Annotated in this window: 23 protein-coding genes; 16 read left to right on the top strand and 7 right to left on the bottom strand. The window is 30.7% G+C overall.

Annotation, left to right across the window (positions count from 1 at the left end; genetic code table 11):
• Positions 1 to 73 precede the first annotated feature (73 nt).
• From HA146_RS07165 to larB, 4 genes are all read left to right on the top strand, one after another.
• Positions 74 to 1,720, top strand: coding sequence for a glucosamine inositolphosphorylceramide transferase family protein (locus HA146_RS07165; protein ID WP_209108881.1), 1,647 nt, complete (start codon positions 74 to 76; stop codon positions 1,718 to 1,720).
• A gap of 208 nt (positions 1,721 to 1,928) precedes the next feature.
• On the top strand, positions 1,929 to 2,429 hold the full coding sequence (gene ispF, locus HA146_RS07160) for a 2-C-methyl-D-erythritol 2,4-cyclodiphosphate synthase (RefSeq protein WP_209108880.1): 501 nt from the start codon (positions 1,929 to 1,931) through the stop codon (positions 2,427 to 2,429).
• Positions 2,426 to 2,872: a TIGR03792 family protein gene (locus HA146_RS07155; RefSeq protein WP_209108879.1), complete on the top strand. Its 447-nt coding sequence runs from the start codon at positions 2,426 to 2,428 to the stop codon at positions 2,870 to 2,872. The genes ispF and HA146_RS07155 overlap by 4 nt, the downstream gene beginning before the upstream one ends.
• The gene (gene larB, locus HA146_RS07150; protein ID WP_209108878.1) at positions 2,869 to 3,525 is read left to right on the top strand and encodes a nickel pincer cofactor biosynthesis protein LarB; all 657 of its coding nucleotides are present in this window, start codon (positions 2,869 to 2,871) and stop codon (positions 3,523 to 3,525) included. Before HA146_RS07155 ends, larB begins: the two co-directional genes overlap by 4 nt.
• 4 nt (positions 3,526 to 3,529) lie before the next feature.
• Here the strand turns inward: larB and HA146_RS09655 are convergent, their stop codons facing one another.
• The 5 genes from HA146_RS09655 to HA146_RS07130 all read right to left on the bottom strand — a co-directional run bounded on the left by HA146_RS09655 (position 3,530) and on the right by HA146_RS07130 (position 6,194).
• Positions 3,530 to 3,661 carry a hypothetical protein gene (locus HA146_RS09655; RefSeq protein ID WP_257469913.1) on the bottom strand — a complete coding sequence of 44 codons (132 nt, stop codon included), beginning with the start codon at positions 3,659 to 3,661 and terminating at the stop codon, positions 3,530 to 3,532.
• 67 nt (positions 3,662 to 3,728) lie between these two features.
• A complete protein-coding gene (locus tag HA146_RS07145; RefSeq protein WP_209108877.1) occupies positions 3,729 to 3,896 on the bottom strand; it encodes a hypothetical protein in 168 nt (55 codons plus the stop codon).
• A 112-nt stretch (positions 3,897 to 4,008) separates the two neighbouring features.
• A complete protein-coding gene (thiS, locus tag HA146_RS07140) occupies positions 4,009 to 4,218 on the bottom strand; it encodes a sulfur carrier protein ThiS (protein WP_209108876.1) in 210 nt (69 codons plus the stop codon).
• Complete coding sequence (locus HA146_RS07135) at positions 4,208 to 5,263, bottom strand: thiamine phosphate synthase (RefSeq protein WP_209108875.1); 1,056 nt, start codon at positions 5,261 to 5,263, stop codon at positions 4,208 to 4,210. Before HA146_RS07135 ends, thiS begins: the two co-directional genes overlap by 11 nt.
• Before the next feature lie 7 nt (positions 5,264 to 5,270).
• The gene (locus tag HA146_RS07130) at positions 5,271 to 6,194 is read right to left on the bottom strand and encodes a bifunctional riboflavin kinase/FAD synthetase (protein ID WP_209108874.1); all 924 of its coding nucleotides are present in this window, start codon (positions 6,192 to 6,194) and stop codon (positions 5,271 to 5,273) included.
• Between the two features lie 68 nt (positions 6,195 to 6,262).
• Here HA146_RS07130 and HA146_RS07125 point away from each other — a divergent pair, with 68 nt between their 5' ends.
• Positions 6,263 to 6,796 carry a DUF3611 family protein gene (locus HA146_RS07125; RefSeq protein ID WP_209108873.1) on the top strand — a complete coding sequence of 178 codons (534 nt, stop codon included), beginning with the start codon at positions 6,263 to 6,265 and terminating at the stop codon, positions 6,794 to 6,796.
• Here the strand turns inward: HA146_RS07125 and surE are convergent.
• Positions 6,776 to 7,585, bottom strand: a complete 810-nt coding sequence (gene surE, locus HA146_RS07120) for a 5'/3'-nucleotidase SurE (protein WP_209108872.1) — start codon at positions 7,583 to 7,585, stop codon at positions 6,776 to 6,778. The genes HA146_RS07125 and surE overlap by 21 nt on opposite strands.
• Before the next feature lie 68 nt (positions 7,586 to 7,653).
• Here surE and pheS point away from each other — a divergent pair, with 68 nt between their 5' ends.
• Complete coding sequence (gene pheS / locus HA146_RS07115) at positions 7,654 to 8,661, top strand: phenylalanine--tRNA ligase subunit alpha (RefSeq protein ID WP_209108871.1); 1,008 nt, start codon at positions 7,654 to 7,656, stop codon at positions 8,659 to 8,661.
• A gap of 69 nt (positions 8,662 to 8,730) precedes the next feature.
• A complete protein-coding gene (locus HA146_RS07110) occupies positions 8,731 to 9,639 on the top strand; it encodes an NAD(+) kinase (protein WP_209108870.1) in 909 nt (302 codons plus the stop codon).
• Between the two features lie 13 nt (positions 9,640 to 9,652).
• Here the strand turns inward: HA146_RS07110 and cbiT are convergent, their stop codons facing one another.
• Positions 9,653 to 10,927: a precorrin-6Y C5,15-methyltransferase (decarboxylating) subunit CbiT gene (gene cbiT / locus HA146_RS07105; protein WP_209108869.1), complete on the bottom strand. Its 1,275-nt coding sequence runs from the start codon at positions 10,925 to 10,927 to the stop codon at positions 9,653 to 9,655.
• Positions 10,928 to 11,010: 83 nt separating this feature from the next.
• Between cbiT and HA146_RS07100 the strand changes: the two genes are divergently transcribed.
• From HA146_RS07100 to asnB, 9 genes are all read left to right on the top strand, one after another.
• Positions 11,011 to 11,262, top strand: a complete 252-nt coding sequence (locus tag HA146_RS07100; RefSeq protein WP_025946244.1) for a hypothetical protein — start codon at positions 11,011 to 11,013, stop codon at positions 11,260 to 11,262.
• Positions 11,237 to 11,737: a DUF3122 domain-containing protein gene (locus HA146_RS07095; protein WP_209108868.1), complete on the top strand. Its 501-nt coding sequence runs from the start codon at positions 11,237 to 11,239 to the stop codon at positions 11,735 to 11,737. The genes HA146_RS07100 and HA146_RS07095 overlap by 26 nt, the downstream gene beginning before the upstream one ends.
• 14 nt (positions 11,738 to 11,751) lie before the next feature.
• Positions 11,752 to 12,846 (top strand): bifunctional diaminohydroxyphosphoribosylaminopyrimidine deaminase/5-amino-6-(5-phosphoribosylamino)uracil reductase RibD, encoded by a 1,095-nt coding sequence (gene ribD / locus HA146_RS07090; RefSeq protein ID WP_209108867.1) that lies wholly within the window; start codon positions 11,752 to 11,754, stop codon positions 12,844 to 12,846.
• 113 nt (positions 12,847 to 12,959) lie between these two features.
• The gene (ftsH, locus tag HA146_RS07085) at positions 12,960 to 14,822 is read left to right on the top strand and encodes an ATP-dependent zinc metalloprotease FtsH (protein ID WP_209108866.1); all 1,863 of its coding nucleotides are present in this window, start codon (positions 12,960 to 12,962) and stop codon (positions 14,820 to 14,822) included.
• Between the two features lie 27 nt (positions 14,823 to 14,849).
• Entirely contained in the window at positions 14,850 to 15,776 is a 927-nt protein-coding gene (gene argF / locus HA146_RS07080; RefSeq protein ID WP_209108865.1) for an ornithine carbamoyltransferase, read from the top strand.
• 56 nt (positions 15,777 to 15,832) lie between these two features.
• A complete protein-coding gene (lexA, locus tag HA146_RS07075; protein WP_209108864.1) occupies positions 15,833 to 16,450 on the top strand; it encodes a transcriptional repressor LexA in 618 nt (205 codons plus the stop codon).
• Positions 16,451 to 16,526: 76 nt separating this feature from the next.
• Positions 16,527 to 17,645 (top strand): polysaccharide biosynthesis/export family protein, encoded by a 1,119-nt coding sequence (locus tag HA146_RS07070; RefSeq protein WP_209108863.1) that lies wholly within the window; start codon positions 16,527 to 16,529, stop codon positions 17,643 to 17,645.
• A complete protein-coding gene (locus HA146_RS07065; protein ID WP_209108862.1) occupies positions 17,645 to 19,348 on the top strand; it encodes a GumC family protein in 1,704 nt (567 codons plus the stop codon). Before HA146_RS07070 ends, HA146_RS07065 begins: the two co-directional genes overlap by 1 nt.
• A gap of 103 nt (positions 19,349 to 19,451) precedes the next feature.
• On the top strand, positions 19,452 to 21,335 hold the full coding sequence (asnB, locus tag HA146_RS07060; RefSeq protein WP_209108861.1) for an asparagine synthase (glutamine-hydrolyzing): 1,884 nt from the start codon (positions 19,452 to 19,454) through the stop codon (positions 21,333 to 21,335).
• Positions 21,336 to 21,348: the final 13 nt, after the last annotated feature.

The raw sequence follows: 21,348 nt of genomic DNA, 5'->3' as shown, positions 1-21,348 counted from the left end.
TATCCATCAAAAAATAAATCTTTAGTATTAAATAATATTAGAAGATATTAGAATTTAAAGATTTTTTTACTAAATGAAAATAGGCATAATTGTAGATTCTGAAAAAATTTCTAATCATAACTATGAATTGATAAATTGGATTGAAAAGCAAAATAATATTGAGCTATCCTTGTTGATTGTTCAACAAATAAACTTTTCCACTACTAAATCAAGAATTAAATATCATGGTTTTAGAGGTTCCTTAAGGAGAATTTTATTTAGATTTTTAACTAGAATAGATCGATATTTGTCTTTAAAAATCAATAAAAAATTAGAATTTACAAAAAATCAATTTCTTATTAGTAACAAATTTTTAAAGACTATATTTATCACACCAGAGGTCTCAAAATCTGGTTTTATTTTTAGATATAAAAAAGATGACATTACAAAAATTAAGGAATTAGATTTAAAGTTGTTAATTAGAATGGGATCAGGAATTCTAAAAGGAGATATACTTGATTCCTCCTTATTTGGGATAATTTCATTTCATCATGCTGATAATAATGTTAATAGAGGTGGCCCAGCATGTTTTTGGGAAGTTTTAGAAAAGAAAGATACTACAGGATTTATTATTCAAATTCTTACCGAAGAGTTAGATGGTGGAAAAGTTTTAAAAAAAGGGAATTTTCATACACAAAAAACTTATTTTGAAAATCAATACAATGTTTTTAAAAAATCTTATTTTTATATGCAGGAATTACTTTCTGATATTGCTAAAAATGATTGTTTACCTGATATCTTAGAGTCTATTCCATATAGTAAGAGACTATATAGTGTTCCAAGAATTAGGGATCAATTAGCATATTTAAATTACTTCATAACTTATTTATTTTCTAAGTTTTATAGAAGGAAAATTCTTAGAAAGTTTTACAGATGGGGAGTTTCGTTTACCTTCTCTCACTGGAAAAATGCCGTTTTTTATAGAAGTATAAAAATAAGAAATCCCAAAAACTGTTTTCTTTCTGATCCTTTTGTTATTGAACATAAAGGGCAATATTTTTGTTTTCTTGAAAATTATTCGTTTATTAAAAGAAAAGGTACTATTTCTGCTTATCTTTTAGAAAAAAATGCCGCAAATTATCTTGGAGAATCTATAGATGAAGATTTTCATCTCTCATATCCTTTCGTTTTTAAATATCTTGATAATTTTTATATGCTTCCTGAATCATCAGAAAATAAAGATTTAAGATTGTATAAATCCAAAAAGTTTCCTTTTGAGTGGGAATTAGAAAGGGTTATATTTGATAATATTGTTGCTGTCGATGGAACAATATTTCAATATGGAGATAGATGGTGGTTATTTTTTACTAAAGATTCATCTAATTCTCTTGAAAATAATTCAGAATTGTTCGCTTATTTTAGTGATAATCCCGTTAGTTCAGAATGGATTGAACATTCATGCAATCCATTAATTATTGATAGTTCCAGCGCAAGGATGGGGGGTTTATTAACAGATATAAATGATATTTATTTGGTATCTCAATCGCAAGCATTTAACTTGTATGGAAAATCATCAAAAATTTATAGAATTAAAGATTTAACAAAAAATAGTTTTCAAAGAGAGTATGTTTGTGAAATTACGCCTGATTTTTTCAGTGATATTTTGGGAACCCATCATATGAATTCTTATAAAAACTGTACTGTATTTGATTATTTTAAAGAGGAAAACATTGATACTTAATCTTTATTATTTATTCCTAATAATTAAAGTAAAAAATTTCTGCATGTACGAAATTTAGGGTAATTTTTTTTTGATGTGATTATGGGGTTCTTTTATTGTTAAAATTATGGAATTACAAGACAAAAGTTACATTAAATGTTAAATAAAAAATACATCTGGAGTTTTAAATTAGTTTTAAGTCGTTCAAAGATACTTCAAGTCTATTGATATGACAAGAAAATACCCACAGTTACGTATTGGAAATGGATACGATATTCACAAACTAGTAGAGGATAGAGATTTAATTATTGGAGGTGTGAAATTGAATCATCCTGATGATTTAGGATTGGATGGTCATAGTGATGCTGATGTTTTAATTCACTCAATAATGGATGCATTATTGGGCGCACTTTCTTTGGGAGACATAGGAAAGTATTTCCCCCCATCTGATGAAAAATGGAAAAATGCTGATAGTTTGTTTTTGTTATCAAAAGTAATTGACTTGATAAGACAAGATGGTTGGGAAATAAATAATATTGATAGTGTTCTTGTCGCTGAAAGGCCAAAAATCATGCCACATATAAAACTAATGAAAAAAAACATTTCTGAAATCTTAAATATTGATGAAAATTTAATTGGGATTAAAGCAACCACAAATGAAAAATTGGGTCCTGAAGGGAGAGAAGAGGGTATAAGTTGCCATTCAGTAGTTCTACTTGAGAAAAAATGAGATTTAATTTACATTTGAAAAAAAAATTCCAAAGTTTTTGTTTATTATTAATTTGCTTAGTAGTTTTAATTTTTCAATCTGATATTCCCAATTTAAAAGCTCTTACAATGGATAAGTATCAAAGTGAAATGGTCATAGAGGAATTAAGACTTAAAGTACCTGCCGATGTAAAAGCAGTATGGTTGAATGCTGAACAAGAAATATGGGAGCCATGGTTATCTTCTCAAGATGGGTTTTTGGGGAGACAATTATTTTGGGATAAAGAAAAAGAAGAAGCTTTAATATTGGTAAATTGGAAAAGTAAGAAATTATGGAAAAGCATACCAATCTCAGAAGTAAATGTAGTCCAACAAAAATTTGAAGCTAATGTTAAAGCTGCTCTAAAAGTAGAAAAAAATCCTTTTCAATTAGTTTATGAGGGAGAGTTAGATAAGCAAAGATGAATTTTGATATCAAGTTTGATTTTCAAAGAAGAGAGAGGCTTGGACTAATTGAGGCTATTTGGGGGCAAGACAAGAGTATCGATCAATTAAAGAGATTATCTGAAAGTGTATTAAGTAAAAATGAGGTTGTTTTTATAACTAGGATTAATAGTAAAAAGGCTAATTATCTATTGAATTTGTATGATGATGCACGATTCTATGAAGAAGCAAATTGCCTAATAATTGGGAACAATCTGAATAAAATAAATACAAATAAAAAAGTTGCTATAATTTCGGGAGGCTCAAGTGATTTGCCCGTAACACTTGAAGCACAATTAGCGCTTGAAATTTATGGAGTGAATTCTCAATTTTTTATAGATGTTGGAGTAGCAGGACTTCATCGATTAATAAGTCAGTTAGAAGAAATTAATAAATATGATGTATTAATAGTTTGCGCTGGAATGGAAGGAGCTTTGGCAACTGTTGTGGGAGGGTTACTGGCGCAACCTATTATTGCAGTGCCTGTTTCAGTAGGCTACGGAGTCAGTAAGAATGGAGAAACTGCATTAAATAGTATGTTATCAAGTTGTTCTCCAGGAATTTCGGTTATGAATATAGATAACGGCTACGGAGCCGCAATGGCTGCTCTGAGAATTATTAAAAGTATTTCCTAAATACTTACTTTTTTTCTATTTCTAATAGGTTTTCTATCCATAAATTTAGTTGTTTAGAAAGTATTCCATCTTCTCGCATCTTCATTGCCTTAATCATGACTTCAGTGTTTACCCATTCTGGAAATCTTTTCGGCATTTATTTTTATATTCAGTAACTTTAATTTGGTACAAATTTTTATAAAGACAAGATCTAAGTAACAAATTTAATCTATTAAGTTTGATTTTGCACCTAATCTAGACAACTCAGAAGAGGTATGTTCACTTTCTACATTCTTTAATCTTTCAATTAGCTCAAATAAATCCTTATGGGCTAACTCCCCATTCTGTTCCCATTTTAAGGACCTTGAATTGTTATCAGCTTTTTCTTTCATCAATTTATTTTAGTAATAAGAATATAAAACGAAAAAAGAGAAAAATGGGTTATTGTTTCAAGCCTAAACTTAAAAAATTATGAAGATTTTGATTATATAAAGATTTTATCTTTTAACCACCACCAACTATTGAAACGATTTCTAAATTATCCCCATCTTTAAGTTTCACTTTTTCCCATTTTATTGAATTAATAATTAAATTATTTAACTCTACGACAATTGTGTTAGGTTTATATCCCATTAAATTTAGAGCTGTAGATAGTAAAACATTTTCTTGATCAAGTTCTATTTTTTTTTCTTCTCCATTTACTTTAATTTTCATGAGACAACTCTTTTAAAATCATAATAGCGTCTTCTTTAGGATCTTCAGAATTCATTAATTGCGAAACTAAGGCAATTTTTTTAAACCCATTTCTTTTTAAATATGAAATATTATTTGACTTAATTCCTCCGATAGCAAACCAAGGAATATTTAAATCCTTTGTTAAAGTTTTGATCTTTTCAATACCTATCGGTTTTTTGTTCTTTTTTGTTACTGTCTCAAATACTGGTCCTATTCCTATGTAATCACAACCATTCTTAAGAGCATTAGAAATATCAATTTCATTATTTGCGCTTATACCAATTATTTTTGAATGTCCTAATAATTTTCTTGCGGTCTTCAAGTCTAAATCATCTTGTCCAAGATGAATTCCATCCGCATTAGAAGCTAGAACTATATCAAGTCTGTCGTTAATAATGAATAAAGAATTATATCTTTTACATAGATTTTTAATCTGAATTGCTTCTTGAAGATTATCTTTATCAGTTCCCGATTTAAATCTATGTTGAATGATTCTTACTCCTGCAATTAAAATCTGTTCTATTATTTCTAATAAATTGTCCTTTTGATCTGTGATTACATATAAGTCATTTTCTTTTAAAATTTTCTCAGAATTCTTACACTTGCTTAAACTTAATAAGTCTATTTCTATAGTATAAATTTCATATCTAATTTCCGAAGCGATTTTTGAAAGCTCATGATTATGTAGCCTTGAGAATTCTTCTATTACTCTTAATGCTTCTTGAACTCTGCCTGAATTAGAACTTATAATTTGCTCAGAGGTTTTTCTGTTGATTTGCTCTTGATGAGTCAATCCTTTGCATTTGTCTTCAATATAATTTCTAGATTGTTTATAAACTTCTAAATGATTTCTTCCTAAAATTTGTCTAAAATTTTTAATCCTTTCAACATATTTTTCTTTGCCTAGACCAAATCTAGCCCAATCCTCTAGTACTCTTAATCCTTCTCTAGCTCTGTCTAGATTGGCGTCAATAATTTGATAAATTCTTAAATCTTCAGGGTTTGTAGTATTGGAATTCAGCATTTGTAACTTATTTTTTGTTGTTTTTAAAAATTCTTAGGGCATTATCTCTATCTTTTTTAATTTGATTAGAAAGTTGTTCTATATTCTTGAACTGAATTTGAGATCTGAGCTTTTCAACTGGTTCTACGGATAGTTTTAAACCATATAGATTGATATCTTTATTAATTAAATGAACTTCAACTGCAGATGGCAATAAAGGATTTATTGTTGGTTGAGAGCCAAGATTCATAACAGATTCAATTTTTTGGTTGGAATTTTCTATAGTTGTCCAAGCTGCGTAGACTCCTTCTCCAGGTAAAAATTTTCTGCCATCTATTTCAAGATTTGCTGTAGGCCATCCAATACTTTTCCCAATCCCTTTACCTTTAACAACTTTTCCATTAAAACTGTAAGGCCTATTTAGTATTTTGAAAGCATTTTTGAGATCACTTCTTTCTAATAAATCTCTTATTCTGCTGCTGCTGATTCTACCTTCTTTGTCTTCTAAAATCGGAGTAATTTTTAGTTTTATGTCCGTATCTTTAATCGTATTTTTTATAGTATTTATGTCTCCACTTCTTCTAAAACCAAATTTAAAATTAGCACCTACAGAAATGTTTTTTGCCTGTAATTGATTTATCAATATATCTCTTACAAACATTTCTGCACTTAATTTGGATAGTTCCTTATCAAAAGGAATCAGAACTAATTGTTCAATCCCGAGATCTTCAAGAATAGGTAGTTTTTCATCAGGGAGATCAAGTCTAAGACGCGTCTCTTTGTATAGAACTTCTCTGGGATGAGGCCAGAAGCTAGCAATTGTTGGGGTATATTGATTTTCTTCAACAACACTTTTTATTAATTTTCTGTGGCCAGCATGTAGGCCATCAAAACTTCCAATAGCTATTGAAGTAGGATTCTTGACTTCTGATGGCGATATTAAAGAGATCAAAAGATTACGTGCAATTTTATGATTTTGATGGCAAATTTGAATAGATTATAGTTTATTCAATCAAATGAATGTCTGACAAAATTGATTTTCAGTCGCTTTCATTTGGAATGCGGCGCATTGGATGGATACGCTTTTGGATTCAATCCATTTTAGGTGTTGTTGTTGCAGCTGTTTTGCTTTTTTCAAATGTTGTAAATAATAGCGAAGGTCAGCTTGGCTTGGCGCCTGGTTTGTCACTTACAACAATATCCTTGATTTTACTACTTTTTAGTCTTTGGCAAGGTTGGTTAATAGTTAGAACAGGAAGAGCAATAGCAAGCAATGCAAGACCCTCAAGAGGACAAACCAGTAAATTAATAAAAAGAGGTCTAATAGTTGATTTATTAGGAATTTTGTTTGGATTAATTGGATATCAAGCTCTTATGGGGGCTCTATTTATACAAGCATCCTCTCAAACGACTGGACAATTGATAACAGCGACATCTGATATCCCTATTACTGGACTTGAAATATTATCAGTTCTAAGTAATACCCAAGTTATTGCTGCTCATTTCTTTGGACTTTGCTTTTCTTTATGGCTTTTAAGAAGGATTCATAAATGAATTATTAATTTTAGGTAAGTCTTGTAAATTACCCCTCCAAAATAAATCTGGTTCTACAGGTGTAAGCGATATTTTATTTTCTTGTATTTGAGATACATCACTAGGCCAATTCTTAGGGCCATAACCTTTTGATTTAAGATCTAAAACTACCTCACCTGCTAACCAATAATAATCATCACCCCTAGGGTCTTCTCTTTTGGAAAATTGGTTTTTATATTTTCTTACTGATAATCTTGTCCAGGATAATTCTTTTATTTTGCTTTTCTCGCAAGGGGGTATATTCAAATTTAATAGAAGTGAAGCTGGCCAACTATCCTTAATGGCTTGTTCGGCAATATTCATTGCAATTTCTCCAGCAAATTCAAAATTCTTCCATTTAAAACTAGCTACACTTATTGCCATGGAGGGAACATTTTCTAAAGTGCCTTCCATAGCAGCAGCAACTGTTCCTGAACAAAAAATATCTGTTCCTAAATTGGGACCGTGATTTATTCCAGATAGAACTAGATCAGGTTTAGTATCCAAGAGTTCAGATAGTGCCAATTTTACGCAATCAGCAGGCGTGCCCGAACATCCCCAAGCTTCAATTCCTTCCCCGAATAATTCGTCCGCTCTTTCCACTCTTAATGGAGATTGTAAAGTAAGCCCATGCCCAGTAGCTGATCTTTCTTGGTCAGGACATACTACTTTTACCTTGTGTCCTCTTTTTTGTGCTGATTTTGCTAAAGCTCTTATCCCCGCTGCAAAAACACCATCATCATTACTAATTAATATATTTAACGGTTTCATTAATCAATACATTTTATTAATGGACGATATTTAAGTAAGATAAAGCAATACTTATTTTTACTATATCAGTGAGACAAATTGAATCATTAAGTCAAATTGAGGAAAAACTAAATAATCTTTCTCTAACAGCAAAAAATAATATAGATAATACTAATACTCATGAAGAACTGGATCAATTGAGAGTTTCATTGTTAGGTAAAAAAGGTAATTTGTCACTTATATTGAAAACAATGGGTCAATTATCTGCCACTGATAGACCAATTGTTGGTCAGAAGGCAAATTTAATAAAAATAAATTTGCAAGAATTAATAACTGAAAGAAAAAATCAACTGAACAGTGAAGCTTTAGATAAGAAGATTAAAAACGAAAAAATTGATGTAACTATCCCTCCAATTGGAACACCCCCTGGGAATAAACATCCTTTAATTTCAACTCAAGATGAGATTATAGATATTTTTTGTGGTTTAGGATACTCAGTTGAGAGCGGTCCTGAAATAGAAACTGATTTTTATAATTTTGAGTCTCTCAACATACCCAAGAATCATCCTGCAAGAGATATGCAGGATACTTTTTACTTAGATGAAAATCGACTTTTAAGGACCCATACTTCTCCTGTTCAGATTAGATACTTAGAAAATAATCCACCTCCAGTAAGAATTATTGCTCCAGGAAGAGTGTATAGGAGAGATGCTGTAGATGCTACTCATTCCCCTGTATTTAATCAGGTTGAGGTTTTATGCATCGATCAAGATATTAATTTTAGTCATTTAAGAGGAACAGTTCTTACATTCTTAAAGACCTTTTTTGGAGATATTCCTGTAAGATTTAGAGCTAGTTATTTCCCATTTACTGAACCTTCTGCAGAAGTAGATGTTCAATGGAAAGGTAAATGGCTAGAAGTAATGGGCTGTGGAATGGTAGATCCGAAGGTCTTAGAAAAATTAGGAATAGATTCTGAGAAATGGACTGGATTCGCAGCTGGATTAGGAGTTGAAAGGTTTTGTATGGTAAGACATCAGATTGACGACATCAGAAAATTTTATACAAATGATCTTAGATTCTTAGAACAGTTCTAATAAATTGAAAATTTAAATTAGGATTGTCCAACAAATTAGTTTAATATAGTCATAGTTTTTGTTGTTTGATTGGTACGTAAAGCAGGGCTAATTGTTAATGATGGGAAAGAACTGGCTGTTCAAACCGCAAGTTCTGTTCAGAAAAAATTGGAAAATTCCAATTTTGAAGTTTTAAGAGTTAGTAGCTCTGGTGGAATGGTTGGATTCGCCAATCCTGATCAACATGTTCGTCCTTTGGGGTATACGAATTGTGTCCCCGAGGGGTTTAACTCGTCAATGGAATTTGCAATAGTTCTTGGCGGAGACGGAACAGTGCTTTCTGCAGCAAGGCAAACAGCACCTGCTAAAATTCCAATCCTTACAATAAATACTGGTCATTTAGGTTTTCTTGCAGAAGCTTATTTATCCAATATTGATGAGGCAATAGATAAAATCATATCTGGTAATTGGGATATTGAAGAAAGAACTTGCTTTATTGTTAGTGTAATGAGAAATGATCAGAGGAGATGGGAGTCTCTCTGCCTTAATGAGATGGCTCTGCATAGAGAACCTCTGACAAGTATGTGCCATTTTGAGATTTCTATAGGGCGACATGCTCCTGTAGATATTTCAGCTGATGGAGTAATTTTATCTACTCCAACTGGATCTACAGCCTATTCTCTAAGTGCTGGAGGCCCAGTTATTACGCCTGATTGCCCAGTAGTGCAACTAACTCCAATTGCCCCACATTCATTGGCGTCTAGGGCATTGGTTTTTAATGATTCGGAGCCAGTAACTGTTTTCCCTGCAACTCCTGAAAGGTTAGTAATGGTTGTTGATGGAAATGCTGGTTGTTATGTTTGGCCTGAAGATAGAGTTTTAATAAGAAAAAGTAAACACTCAGTAAAGTTTATTAGACTTGAAGATCATGAATTTTTCCAGGTTCTTAGAAATAAACTAGGTTGGGGTTTACCCCATGTGGCTAAACCTAACAAATAACAACTATTTAAATTTATTTTTTTCCTTTTAATAGAAAAACAGGATTATTTGGTTCTAATCTCATTCCCTCAGCGATACTTAAGCTTTTATGGGTCTGAATTAAATTTAAATTTGTTTTGAAATTTTTATCTTCTAATTCCTCTTTCAACTCTTTAATAGTTTGAATGTCAATAATTGGGATAACGATAATATCTCCAATGCTCATATCCTGAGCCAGGGAATTAATAATTTCAAGTTTAGTCTTTTTTTTACATCCTCCAATTACTAATCTATTAGGTTTTCCAAAAGAACTTAAATTTCTAGTGTTCAAGGTTTTAATTATGTCTTCCTCAAAAATAAATTTTGGTTTAACGCCAAGCCTTTTTGAGTTTTCTCGTATTAATGCTTTTGATCCAATCCTTTTATCGATACAAAACAAATCTAAACTAGGCCTTAATTTTAATGCCTCTAAACCAATTGACCCACAACCTGCTCCTATATCCCAAATGACACCATTTTTCGGCAGCTCTAAATCTGCCAAGATTTGAACGCGAACCTCCCTTTTAGTTATTAAATTTGGTCTATCATCAAAAGTTTTAAAAAAACTGTCATTGATGCCGAAAAGAGGGAGATTATTCTTTGAATAATTTTTCTTTGTTTTTGTAAGAACAACAATGTTCAAACTTGATATATCCAAGGGCAATGACACTTTAAGATTTAATTTTCTTATTTTTTCATTGTCAAAGCCTATCTCTTCACAGAGCCAAAAATCATAGAAGTCAATCAGATTTAATTCTGATAAGTTTTTTTTGATTATTTCTAAACTTTTGTTATTTGAATCTGTAATAATAGCCAAACTTGAAGGCTTTGCTTTAAGAGCCTCAACTAACTTAGTGGAATCTCTGCCGTGAACACTTACATTAATAGTATCTTGCCATGGGATCTTTAACTTGCTAAATGCTAATTGAATGCAAGTATTTGAAGGGTAAAAACTTAATTCATCTTTTGAAAAATTTTCTAGTAATATTCTCCCAATTCCAAACCAAAGTGGATCTCCTCTCGAAATTAAAATAACATCAGTTTTTTGATATCTAAGCCAGTTAACAAGTTCGTTATTACTGTTGCTCGAAAAAAATGATTTCTTTTTTTCTAAACCATTTTTGTTCCATGATTTAATTTCTTCAAAATATGAATTGGGAACTGCAATATTTTCTGTGTTTATAAATAGATCTTGTAATTTGGGAGGTAAATCTTCAAATACATATGAATTAATACCTAAGACATGTATTTTTCTATAAACTTCAGTCATCAATATTTAATGAAAAGGAACTAAACTGTTTGAATGTTTTATTAAATTATCTTATTATTGTTCGAGTTATCATAGTAAATTAATTGTCAGAAAGAAGAAAGAGATTACATGATTTATTGTTAACTCTAATTAATAAAGATAGTGAATTTGAGTTTATTGAAGAAGATTCTAACGATTTAACATCTAGCTATTCTGAAAAAGACACTTTGAATTTATCTCGAGTTATAGAAAAAAATCGTAAAATAATTAAAAGGTACCAAGCTATTGTAAGAACAGCTGTAACTCTAGATGCCCTAATGGATTCTGAAAATGAAGAAAATTACAAAATCAAATAAAAATATTTTTACAAAAGGAATTTTGACTCTAATTATACTACTATCCTTTATTTTTAACCCATTAAAAGTATCTGCAGAAGTTGCAGAAATAGAAATAAATGGGGAATTAATAAATGCTAGTAGTGAGTTTTTAAGGGACTTGGACTATGAAACTTGGCAATTAGTAGCTTATAAATCACCTCTTTTTGCAGATAAATTGATCTTGAGAGTAATAGGATATCCAGGAAATCTTAGGATTGATCATCCTACTGACTTGAGTGTTGAATCAGGAAGGAAACAGTGGCTTTTAGATGATAAAACATTACTTAATATGGAATTAGCAAATGATGGAAGACAAGCTGCTGCAGAATTTGATCTTGATGAATTGATTAAAAATTTAGATAAAAATAGACCATTAAGATTATCTTTGTCAGGAGTTTTTTCTGAGTTACCTGTTCCTCCCTTTGTTGTTAAAGAGTGGAGATCAATAAACTGAATTTGATTTTTGAGATGTCTGAAAAAAATGTAAGTCATACAAAATGGATGAAAAGAGCAATTTTTTTGGCTTCTTTAGGCAAAAATACAACTAGTCCTAACCCTAGGGTGGGAGCAGTAATAATTGATAAGAATGGAAACCTTATTTCAGAAGGATTTCATTACAAGGCTGGGATGCCCCATGCTGAGGCAATGGCTTTTAAAAATTTAAAAAAAGATGCTAAAGAAGGATCAATGTATGTAAATCTTGAACCTTGCTGTCACCAAGGTAAAACACCTCCATGTGTAGATAAGGTAATATCCTCTGGGATAAAAAAAGTATATATCTCTATTGAAGATCCTGATAAAAGAGTCTCTGGTAGAGGTATTAAGCTGCTAAAAGAAGCTGGAATACAAGTTCACTTAGGATTATGTAAGAAAGAATCTTTGGAATTAAATAAAGCTTTCATTCATAGGAATATTACTAAAAAGGCCTTTGGTGTTCTTAAATGGGCAATGAGTATTGATGGAAGAATAGCTTTAAAAAATGGAAAAAGTAAATGGATTACTAATGAAGAATCAAGGTCATTAGTTCACTCTTTTAGAGCAGAATTTGATGCAATAATCATTGGTGGAAACACATTAAGAAGAGACAACCCACTTTTGACTACTAGAGGTTCAAAAAATCCTGAGCCTCTGCGAGTTGTTTTTACAAAAAGTTTAGATCTCCCTTCAAAATCTAATCTTTGGGATTGTAATAAGGCAAAAACTATAGTTATTTATGATTCTTCTTCAGCAAATGAAAGCTACCTTGCAAGGATTCCGAAATGTGTGGAAGTTGAAAAGGTATCATCAGATAATCCAGAGTTAATTTCAAAAATACTATCTGAAAGAGGATGTAATAAAGTTTTGTGGGAATGTGGCCCTAGATTGGCTACCGCAGCTATTAAATCTAATTGCATTCAGGAAATCATTACTTTTATTGCGCCAAAAATTTTAGGTGGAGAAAATAGTACGAACCCCTTTGGAGATTTTGAATTTAGAGAAATGAATGAAATTATTAAATTAAGCGATTCTAAGGTTAGTTTGATTGGCAACGATATTTGCGTTAAGAGTTCATTTGAAAATTAATTTTCATACTTATTTCTATAGGTCATAGTACCGTACGGTTCTTACCCAAAAAAACAAAACAGATACGGAAGCTTTTCGTTTAGTTTATAATAAGTTCAAAATTGATAACAATCATGCCAATAAGACAAGACGATAATCAACCTAATAAAAGATTTGGAATAGTAAATATCATTTTGATAGGTGTAGGAGCCTTACTTCTTTTTAGTAGCCTCTTTCCGAATCAAAATATGCAAATCCCTAGGGTTCCTTACTCTTTATTTATAGATCAAGTGAATGATGGGGAAGTTAAGAGAGCATACATAACACAAGAGCAAATAAGATATGAATTAAATGGAGCTGAAGAAGGTGCACCTTCAGTATTGGCGACAACCCCAATATTTGATATGGACCTCCCACAAAGGTTAGAAAGTAAAGGGGTGGAATTCGCTGCTGCTCCTCCAAAGAAGCCTAATATCTTTTCAACAATCTTAAGTTGGGTTGTGCCACCATTAATTTTTATACTTGTTTTACAATTTTTTGCTAGAAGAAGTATGGGGGGCGGAGGTGCTCAAGGAGCACTAAGTTTCACTAAAAGTAAAGCAAAAGTTTATGTACCCGATGATGAATCTAAAGTAACATTTGCCGATGTTGCGGGAGTTGATGAAGCCAAAGACGAATTAACAGAGATAGTCGATTTTTTAAAAAAGCCAGAAAGATATACAGATATAGGAGCACGAATACCTAAGGGTGTACTTCTTGTAGGACCTCCAGGAACTGGAAAAACACTTCTTTCAAAGGCTGTTGCTGGTGAAGCAGAAGTTCCTTTCTTTATTATTTCTGGTTCTGAATTTGTTGAACTTTTTGTAGGTGCAGGTGCAGCAAGAGTAAGGGATTTATTTGAACAGGCCAAGAAAAAAGCTCCATGCATTATCTTTATTGACGAACTAGATGCTATTGGTAAAAGTCGTTCTGGTTCAATGGGAGTTGTTGGAGGTAACGATGAGAGAGAACAAACTCTAAACCAGCTTCTTACTGAGATGGATGGTTTTGCATCCGCAGATAAACCAGTTATAGTATTAGCCGCCACAAACCAACCTGAAGTGCTTGACGCGGCACTTTTAAGACCAGGAAGATTTGACAGACAAGTTCTAGTTGATAGACCAGATTTATCAGGTAGAAAAACCATATTAGAGATCTACACAAAAAAAGTTAAACTTGCAGATTCAATTGACTTAGATTCAATTGCTCAAGCTACTAGTGGATTCGCAGGAGCTGATTTAGCTAATATGGTAAATGAAGCTGCTTTACTTGCAGCAAGAGCCAAAAGAAAAAGTGTAGAACAACAAGATTTAAGTGAAGCGATAGAGAGAGTTGTTGCTGGTTTGGAAAAGAAGAGTCGTGTTTTGCAAGATGATGAAAAGAAAGTCGTTGCTTATCACGAAGTTGGTCATGCAATAGTTGGTCACCTTATGCCTGGAGGTTCAAAAGTTGCAAAGATTTCTATTGTACCAAGAGGTATGAGTGCACTTGGTTATACTCTTCAATTGCCAACTGAAGAAAGATTCTTAAATTCAAAAGAAGAATTAAAAGGACAAATAGCTACACTTCTTGGAGGAAGATCTGCTGAAGAGGTAGTTTTTGGAAAGATTACTACGGGAGCTTCAAATGATTTACAAAGAGCAACCGATATAGCGGAACAAATGGTTGGTACATTTGGAATGAGTGATATTCTTGGCCCGCTTGCTTACGATAAACAAGGTGGCGGTCAGTTTCTAGGTAATGGTAATAATCCTAGGAGATCTGTTAGTGATGCTACTGCTCAAGCAATAGATAAAGAGGTTAGAGATTTAGTTGATGATGCGCATGAAACTGCACTTAATATTTTGAGGAATAATTTACCTCTTCTGGAATCGATTTCTCAAAAAATCCTCCAAGAAGAAGTTATAGAAGGGGAGGATCTCAAAAATCTCTTAGCAGAAAGCAAAATGCCCGCATAGTAGAATTGGCTCACAAGATAGGGATTGATGATTAAACCAAAAAAGCTTGCTAGTAGGAATTTTTTGTCAAGCTTAGATATGACAAAAGAAGAAGCTATACAAATCTTAGATATTGCAAGAAGCTTTAAAAATAAAGATCTAAATATTAATCTTAAGAATAAAGTTTTGGGATTAATTTTTGATAAATCTTCCACACGTACACGAGTCAGTTTTCAAGTTGCCATGTCTAGGCTTGGAGGAACCACTATTGATCTAAATCCTACAACTTCACAAATAAATAGAGGTGAGCCAATTAAAGATACTGCACGAGTTTTAAGTAGATATTGTGATGCAATCGCAGTAAGAACTTTTAATCAATCTAATTTAGAAGAGTACGCTAAATGGTCAACAAAGCCAGTAATAAATGCTCTTACAGATTTAGAGCATCCATGCCAAGCAATAGCTGACTTTCTTACCATTAAAGAGGAATTTGGAGAACTTAAAGATGTGGTTATAACTTTTATTGGTGATGGTAATAATGTAGCTAATTCCCTTATTTTGAATGGTGCTCTATTGGGAGTAGAGATTAGAATAGCTTGTCCAAAAGGTTACGAACCAGATTCATCAATAATTAAAAAGTCAGTAGATATAACTAATAATACGGAGATGTTAAAAATAACTAATGATCCAATCTCTGCGGTTTCAGGTGCAAACGTTTTATATACCGATGTTTGGTCATCAATGGGGGAAGAAAATCAAAAAGAAGAAAAAGATAAAGATTTTAAGGACTTTTGTATTAACGATTATTTGCTAAAGAAAGCTGCTGTAAATGCGATTGTATTGCATTGTCTTCCTGCATACAGAGAAAAAGAGATTACAGATCAAGTGATTGAAAGCAAAAACAGTAGAATATTTGATCAGGCAGAGAACAGAATGCATGCTCAACAGGCATTGCTTGCATGCTTACTCCAATAAAAACTTGCCTGATGATATGATAAAAGGTACAAATGTATTAGAGTACATTTGTTTTAATGGTCCAAATTTCAGAAAATGATTTAACAGCTGCTCAGCATGAGCTGTATGGATGGATAAAGGATTATATGAAAAAATTCCAACATAGTCCTTCAATCAGACAGATGATGCAAGCAATGGGGCTAAAATCTCCTGCTCCAATTCAAAGTCGTTTAAAGCACTTACAAGACAAAGGATATATTTCCTGGCAAGAAGGTAAAGCCAGAACAATGCAAATAGTTGATGAGATTGTTGAAGGAGTACCAATTTTAGGTTCTGTAGCTGCTGGTGGTCTAATTGAAACTTATAGCGATGTTAATGAAAATTTAGATATTTCAGATGTGCTTACAAAGAAAAATGTTTTTGCACTCAGTGTTAATGGTGATTCAATGATAGATGCTTGTATCGCTGATGGAGATATGGTTCTAATGGAGCCAATTAATGATTCATCTAGTGTAAGAAACGGAACTATTGTTTCAGCATTAGTTCCAGGTTTAGGGACAACTTTAAAATATTTTTTTAAAAGAAATAATAAAATATTTTTAGAGGCCGCTAACAATGCGTATGAGCCAATTCAATTGAACCAAGAAGAAGTTATCTTGCAGGGAAAACTTTTAGCTGTTTGGCGAAAAATATAGTCATGTATATAAAAAAACTTAAAAGATCTAAGATTATTGGCTGCGCTATAATGATATAAAGTACTCACATTTCAATTTGAGAATTAAATTTTTCCTATTTCTTTCCTTCGGATTGTGTTTTTTAGGAAGCAATTTACCTTTATTATCCTCTATAAATCTTGAAAAAGAAAAAACATATAATTCAATAACTTCTGATTATCTAAAACAACTTCCAGCTAACGATTATATCGTTGGTCCAGGTGACACGTTGAATATTCTAATATCAAGAGAATATACAGATCTAAACAGCATAGTTCAAGTTGATGGAGAAGGTACTATTTATCTACCTAGGCTAAAAAGAGTTTTTGTAAAAGATTTAACTTTAACTGAATTGAACCAAATAGTAAATAATGCGTATAAAAAATTTTTGAAAAATCCATCAGTGGAGATCACTATTAAAAGTTATAGACCTATTAGAGTTTTTGTTGAGGGTGAAGTTGTAAATCCTGGCGTTCAATCTTTAAAAGGATCTTATTCATTAGAAGAATTTTCAGATAAAGATATTTCGAGTCAGTTTCAGAATAATGCTAAATCTTATTTTTTTCCGACAGTTTTTGATGCTATTAGATCTGCTGGAGGAATAACTGCATTTTCTGATTTATCTAATGTCCAAGTTATTAGACAAAATAATCTTTCTGATGGAGGAGGCAAAATTGTAGCTAATTTAAATTTTGATAAAGTAATAATTGAAGGAGATAACTCTCAAAATATTAGAATTTATAATTCAGATATTATTAAGGTAAGTAAGGATAAATCTAAAAATTCTGAGCTTGTAAGAAAAGCTATTTTGTCTAATTTAAGTCCTAAATTCGTAAATATATTTGTAGCTGGAAGGGTTAATAACCCAGGTTCGACTAAAATACCTACATCCAGTACACTTCATGATGCAATTGATATGGCAGGTGGTACAAAGATATTAAAAGGACCTATTACTTTTCTAAGATTTAGAAACGATGGGACAATTGATAAAAGAGTTTTTAATTTAAGAAAATCCCATAAAAGAGGTACCTTTAAAAATCCAGAATTAAAAGATGGCGATTTTATCGTTGTTGGGAATAGCCTTATTTCAAACATTAATGAAGTAACTAAAGAAATTACCTCTCCATTTGTTGGTGTTTTTTCAACTTATGGATTAATAAATGCTTTAACAGATTGATGAAAGTGAACAAGGAAATAGATAATAATGAAAATTTAGATCTTGATAAAGATCAAATCAATATAAGTTATTTATTTAATTTCTTTTTTAGAAATAAAAAAGTTATAGGATTAGCAGGAATTTTATTATTTATATTTGCTTCATTATTTTCCCTAACAAAAAAAAGAGTTTGGCAAGGAGAGTTTCAAATTGTACTTAATAATGATAAAAGTGCTAATTTAGAGTTAGGAATTAATTCAGCTTTAGAAAAAATTAGTGGATTAAATAGAGCTTCAAAAGACTTAAAAACTGAAGTAGGAATTCTGGAAAGTCCTTCTGTGCTTTTGCCAATATTTGATTTTATTAATTCTCAAAAACAAATTAAATCAAAAAAAGGTTATTTAGATTTTGCTGATTGGAAAAAAAATAATTTAAAAATCGAATTGAAAAAGGGTACTTCTATTTTAGATATATCTTATAGAGATAAAGATAAAGACTTAATTATTCCATTTCTCACGAAAATGTCTGAGACTTATCAGGCATATGCGGGGAGAAGTAAAAAACGCAAATTAGAATTTTCAAGAGATTTTCTTAAAAAACAAATTCTACTTTATAAAGAAAAAAGTTCTAACTCTTTAAAATCAGCCCAGGAATTTGCAATTGATCAAGATCTTATGCTTTATATTGAAGAAAATTTAAATAAAAATAATTTTGAAGGTTCCAAACTATCTAATAAGAATCTTCCAATATCAAATATTGAAATTGAAAATATACGTGTTCAATTGAAGAATAAAATAAGGAAAATTGATTTACAACTAAAGAAAATTGAAGAGATGGGAGAAGATGTTGATCAAATTAAATATATAAGCTCAACATTAAAACCCCTTGATGATGAGGGAATCCAAGATAAGTTATGGGAAATCGAAGAACAAATTGTGGAAAAACAGGTACTTTTCACTGATGAAGATCCTTATTTAAAAAATTTAAAAGAGCGCAAAGAATTTATGAATAAATTTTTAGTAGAGCGAACAATTGGATTTCTTAAAGCAGAAAAAATTGATGCAGAGGTTCAATTAGAGGCTGCTAAAAGGCCTAAAGGGGTTTTATTAAAATATAAGGAGTTAATTAGAGAGGCTCTTAGAGATGAAAATACACTTATTAATCTTGAGAATCAGTTAATATTGGTTGAGTTAGATATGTCAAGAATGCAGGATCCTTGGCAGTTAATTACCGAACCATCTTTACTCTTGGATCCAGTTGCACCAAGCAGAAGAAAATATGCCACTTTTGGATTAATATTTGGAATTATTGGAGGATCCTTTTTTTCCTCTTATAAGGAAAAAAAATCTGGATTTATTTATGAAAAGAAAGTTTTGGAAGAAATAATGGGAACTGAAATTATAAGTATTAAGTCAAAAAGTAATTTTGAATCAATACTTTTGCAAGAAAAAATAAAATCTTCTCAAACTAAAGATATAAATCTAATAAATTTAAATATTATGAGAAATAAAGATTTAAATTTTATTGAGAGTTTTTTAACTGATCTTAAGATTAATCTTAAGATTGAATTTTCGGAAATTAATAAAATTAGTAATAAGGATAAAAATAAGTTACTTTTTTTGATCACATCTTTAGATAATTTACAAATAAAAGATGCTATAAATCTTAATAAGATTTTGAATTTTTATGATATCGAACTGAAAGGAATCATATTAGTAATTTGATTTTTAAATTTATAGTTTTCAAAATTGAATTAAATTATTTCTAAAAAAGAATTTTTTCTTTTTATTAAATATAATACCTTTATGTTCAATTTTAAAACTTACCATGTGTCGTTTCTGGATATCAATAGGTAAGGAATCAAGTGTTGCAAATATTAGGAAAGAATTTTTAAAGTTAAAACTAGACTCTTTTTTTAAAAATGGAGGGCCTGATTTTCAAAACATTATAAGGAATCAAGGATGTACTGCATATCATTCTAGGCTTGCTATTCAAGATCTAACTTATGAATCAAATCAGCCTTTCGTATCAGGTGGTAATAATATTTTAGTTTTCAATGGGGAAATTTTTAATTGGAAGGAAATCTTGAAATTAATACCAAATGATTTATTAGAAAAAAATATTAATTCAGATACAAAATTTTTAAGTTTTTTATTAGATAATGATTTGATTGAAAAATATATACATAAATTTAAAGGTTTCTTTTCCTTTGTCTATTTTTGTTCTTCTAAATTTTATGTTTCATGTGGGAGAGATTGTTTTGGTGTGAAGCCTCTTTATTATGCTTATGAAAATAATAAATATCCAATTTTTTCTTCTACAAGTGAGGCCATAACTTTAAATCCTGCAATTAGTAATAGTTTGAATCCAGAAAGTCTAGGATCTTATTTAAGGTTTGGATTTTTCCCCCATATAAAGTCTCCTTTTCTTGGAATAAATCAATTATTACCAGGAACCTATAAAAAGTTATATTTGAATAAAGATTATTCTTTAAATCATAAAAAAAAGATTATAAGATTTGATATCGAAAAATCAATTATTCCTAAAGTTATTAAAAACAATAATGTAAATTTTTCCGAGAATTATTTCTTAAATATCTTAGAAAATGCATGTAAAAAAAGACTTCTTGCAGATGTACCAATTTCATTACTACTAAGTGGAGGAATTGATTCCAATCTTCTAGCGTGGATATATTCTGAAAAATTAGGTATTAAGTTACCATGTTTTACTATTGCATTTGATAACACTCCAAAATTTGATGAATCTAAAATTGCATCAGAAACTTGCAGAATATTAAATTTAAGGCACGAAATAATAAAATTCAGTGAGGTTGCTATGCAGGATAAGATTTTAGAAATAATGAAAAATCTAGATCAACCTTTTATTGATACTTCTATTATTCCAACAACATTATTGTGCAGCACTATTTCAAATCAATTTAAAGTGGCAATTTCTGCTGACGGAGGAGATGAAGGCTTTGGCGGATATACAAAGTATTTAGAAAATTTTAAATTTTACAAATATTTTTCCAAGTTAAACTTTCTTCCAGATGAATTTTTTAGGATTTCAAATAAGATTGACATAAATAGATTTTCAAAAATCGCAGATATATTTCTTGAAAATAAGGATTTAGATAAATCTATCTTTATTCATCAACATCAAGTTTGGCCAAACAAAATCATTGATAAGATTTTATTAAATAAACAAGAGCAATTTGATTTTGGCTGTTTTTACAAATCTTTTGAAAAATTTAATTCGCTATCAAATTTGTCACAGCTCCAATTTATTGATATGTCTTTTTATCTAAAGGACAATATACTTTTTAAGATAAATAGGGCATCTATGCAACATGGAATTGAACTAAGGGAACCATTACTTGACCAAGATTTAATTACTTATGGTTTGAGTTTGAGAAGTGAGGATAAAATTTCAAGAAAAAAAGGTAAAATATGTTTAAGAAAAATGCTTTCAGATAAATTACCTCATGTTCAAAATATAAAAAAGAAAGGATTTGGCGTTCCTATTAGTACAGTAAAAAGTTTCTTAGAAAATAGAGAATTCGATATAGATAATTTAGATCTATCATCAAATCTTTGGTCAGTTTTTGATAGGAGTTTTGTTAAAAGTCTCCTAAGTAAAAATAACTTAAGTATTACGCAAAGGTGGCATATTCAATCTTTGATATTATGGTGTTACTTAAAGAAGATTTAAATTATTTTGTCAT

This window comes from Prochlorococcus marinus CUG1416 (genome assembly GCF_017695965.1).
Lineage (GTDB): Bacteria > Cyanobacteriota > Cyanobacteriia > PCC-6307 > Cyanobiaceae > Prochlorococcus_A.
The sequence above is the reverse complement of the archived record's forward strand: the minus strand, read 5'-3'. Positions and strand labels throughout refer to the sequence as shown.

Coding starts and splice junctions, on each gene's coding strand:
- lexA (WP_209108864.1), top strand. CDS start 15,833: ATGGTCCAAATTTCAGAAAATGATTTAACAGCTGCTCAGCATGAGCTG.
- HA146_RS07095 (WP_209108868.1), top strand. CDS start 11,237: ATGAAGAAAATTACAAAATCAAATAAAAATATTTTTACAAAAGGAATT.
- HA146_RS07165 (WP_209108881.1), top strand. CDS start 74: ATGAAAATAGGCATAATTGTAGATTCTGAAAAAATTTCTAATCATAAC.
- ribD (WP_209108867.1), top strand. CDS start 11,752: ATGTCTGAAAAAAATGTAAGTCATACAAAATGGATGAAAAGAGCAATT.
- HA146_RS07145 (WP_209108877.1), bottom strand. CDS start 3,896: ATGAAAGAAAAAGCTGATAACAATTCAAGGTCCTTAAAATGGGAACAG.
- surE (WP_209108872.1), bottom strand. CDS start 7,585: ATGAAACCGTTAAATATATTAATTAGTAATGATGATGGTGTTTTTGCA.
- ftsH (WP_209108866.1), top strand. CDS start 12,960: ATGCCAATAAGACAAGACGATAATCAACCTAATAAAAGATTTGGAATA.
- thiS (WP_209108876.1), bottom strand. CDS start 4,218: ATGAAAATTAAAGTAAATGGAGAAGAAAAAAAAATAGAACTTGATCAA.
- asnB (WP_209108861.1), top strand. CDS start 19,452: ATGTGTCGTTTCTGGATATCAATAGGTAAGGAATCAAGTGTTGCAAAT.
- larB (WP_209108878.1), top strand. CDS start 2,869: ATGAATTTTGATATCAAGTTTGATTTTCAAAGAAGAGAGAGGCTTGGA.
- HA146_RS07065 (WP_209108862.1), top strand. CDS start 17,645: ATGAAAGTGAACAAGGAAATAGATAATAATGAAAATTTAGATCTTGAT.
- HA146_RS07155 (WP_209108879.1), top strand. CDS start 2,426: ATGAGATTTAATTTACATTTGAAAAAAAAATTCCAAAGTTTTTGTTTA.
- HA146_RS07135 (WP_209108875.1), bottom strand. CDS start 5,263: ATGCTGAATTCCAATACTACAAACCCTGAAGATTTAAGAATTTATCAA.
- argF (WP_209108865.1), top strand. CDS start 14,850: ATGATTAAACCAAAAAAGCTTGCTAGTAGGAATTTTTTGTCAAGCTTA.
- HA146_RS07125 (WP_209108873.1), top strand. CDS start 6,263: ATGTCTGACAAAATTGATTTTCAGTCGCTTTCATTTGGAATGCGGCGC.
- ispF (WP_209108880.1), top strand. CDS start 1,929: ATGACAAGAAAATACCCACAGTTACGTATTGGAAATGGATACGATATT.
- HA146_RS09655 (WP_257469913.1), bottom strand. CDS start 3,661: ATGCCGAAAAGATTTCCAGAATGGGTAAACACTGAAGTCATGATTAAG.
- cbiT (WP_209108869.1), bottom strand. CDS start 10,927: ATGACTGAAGTTTATAGAAAAATACATGTCTTAGGTATTAATTCATAT.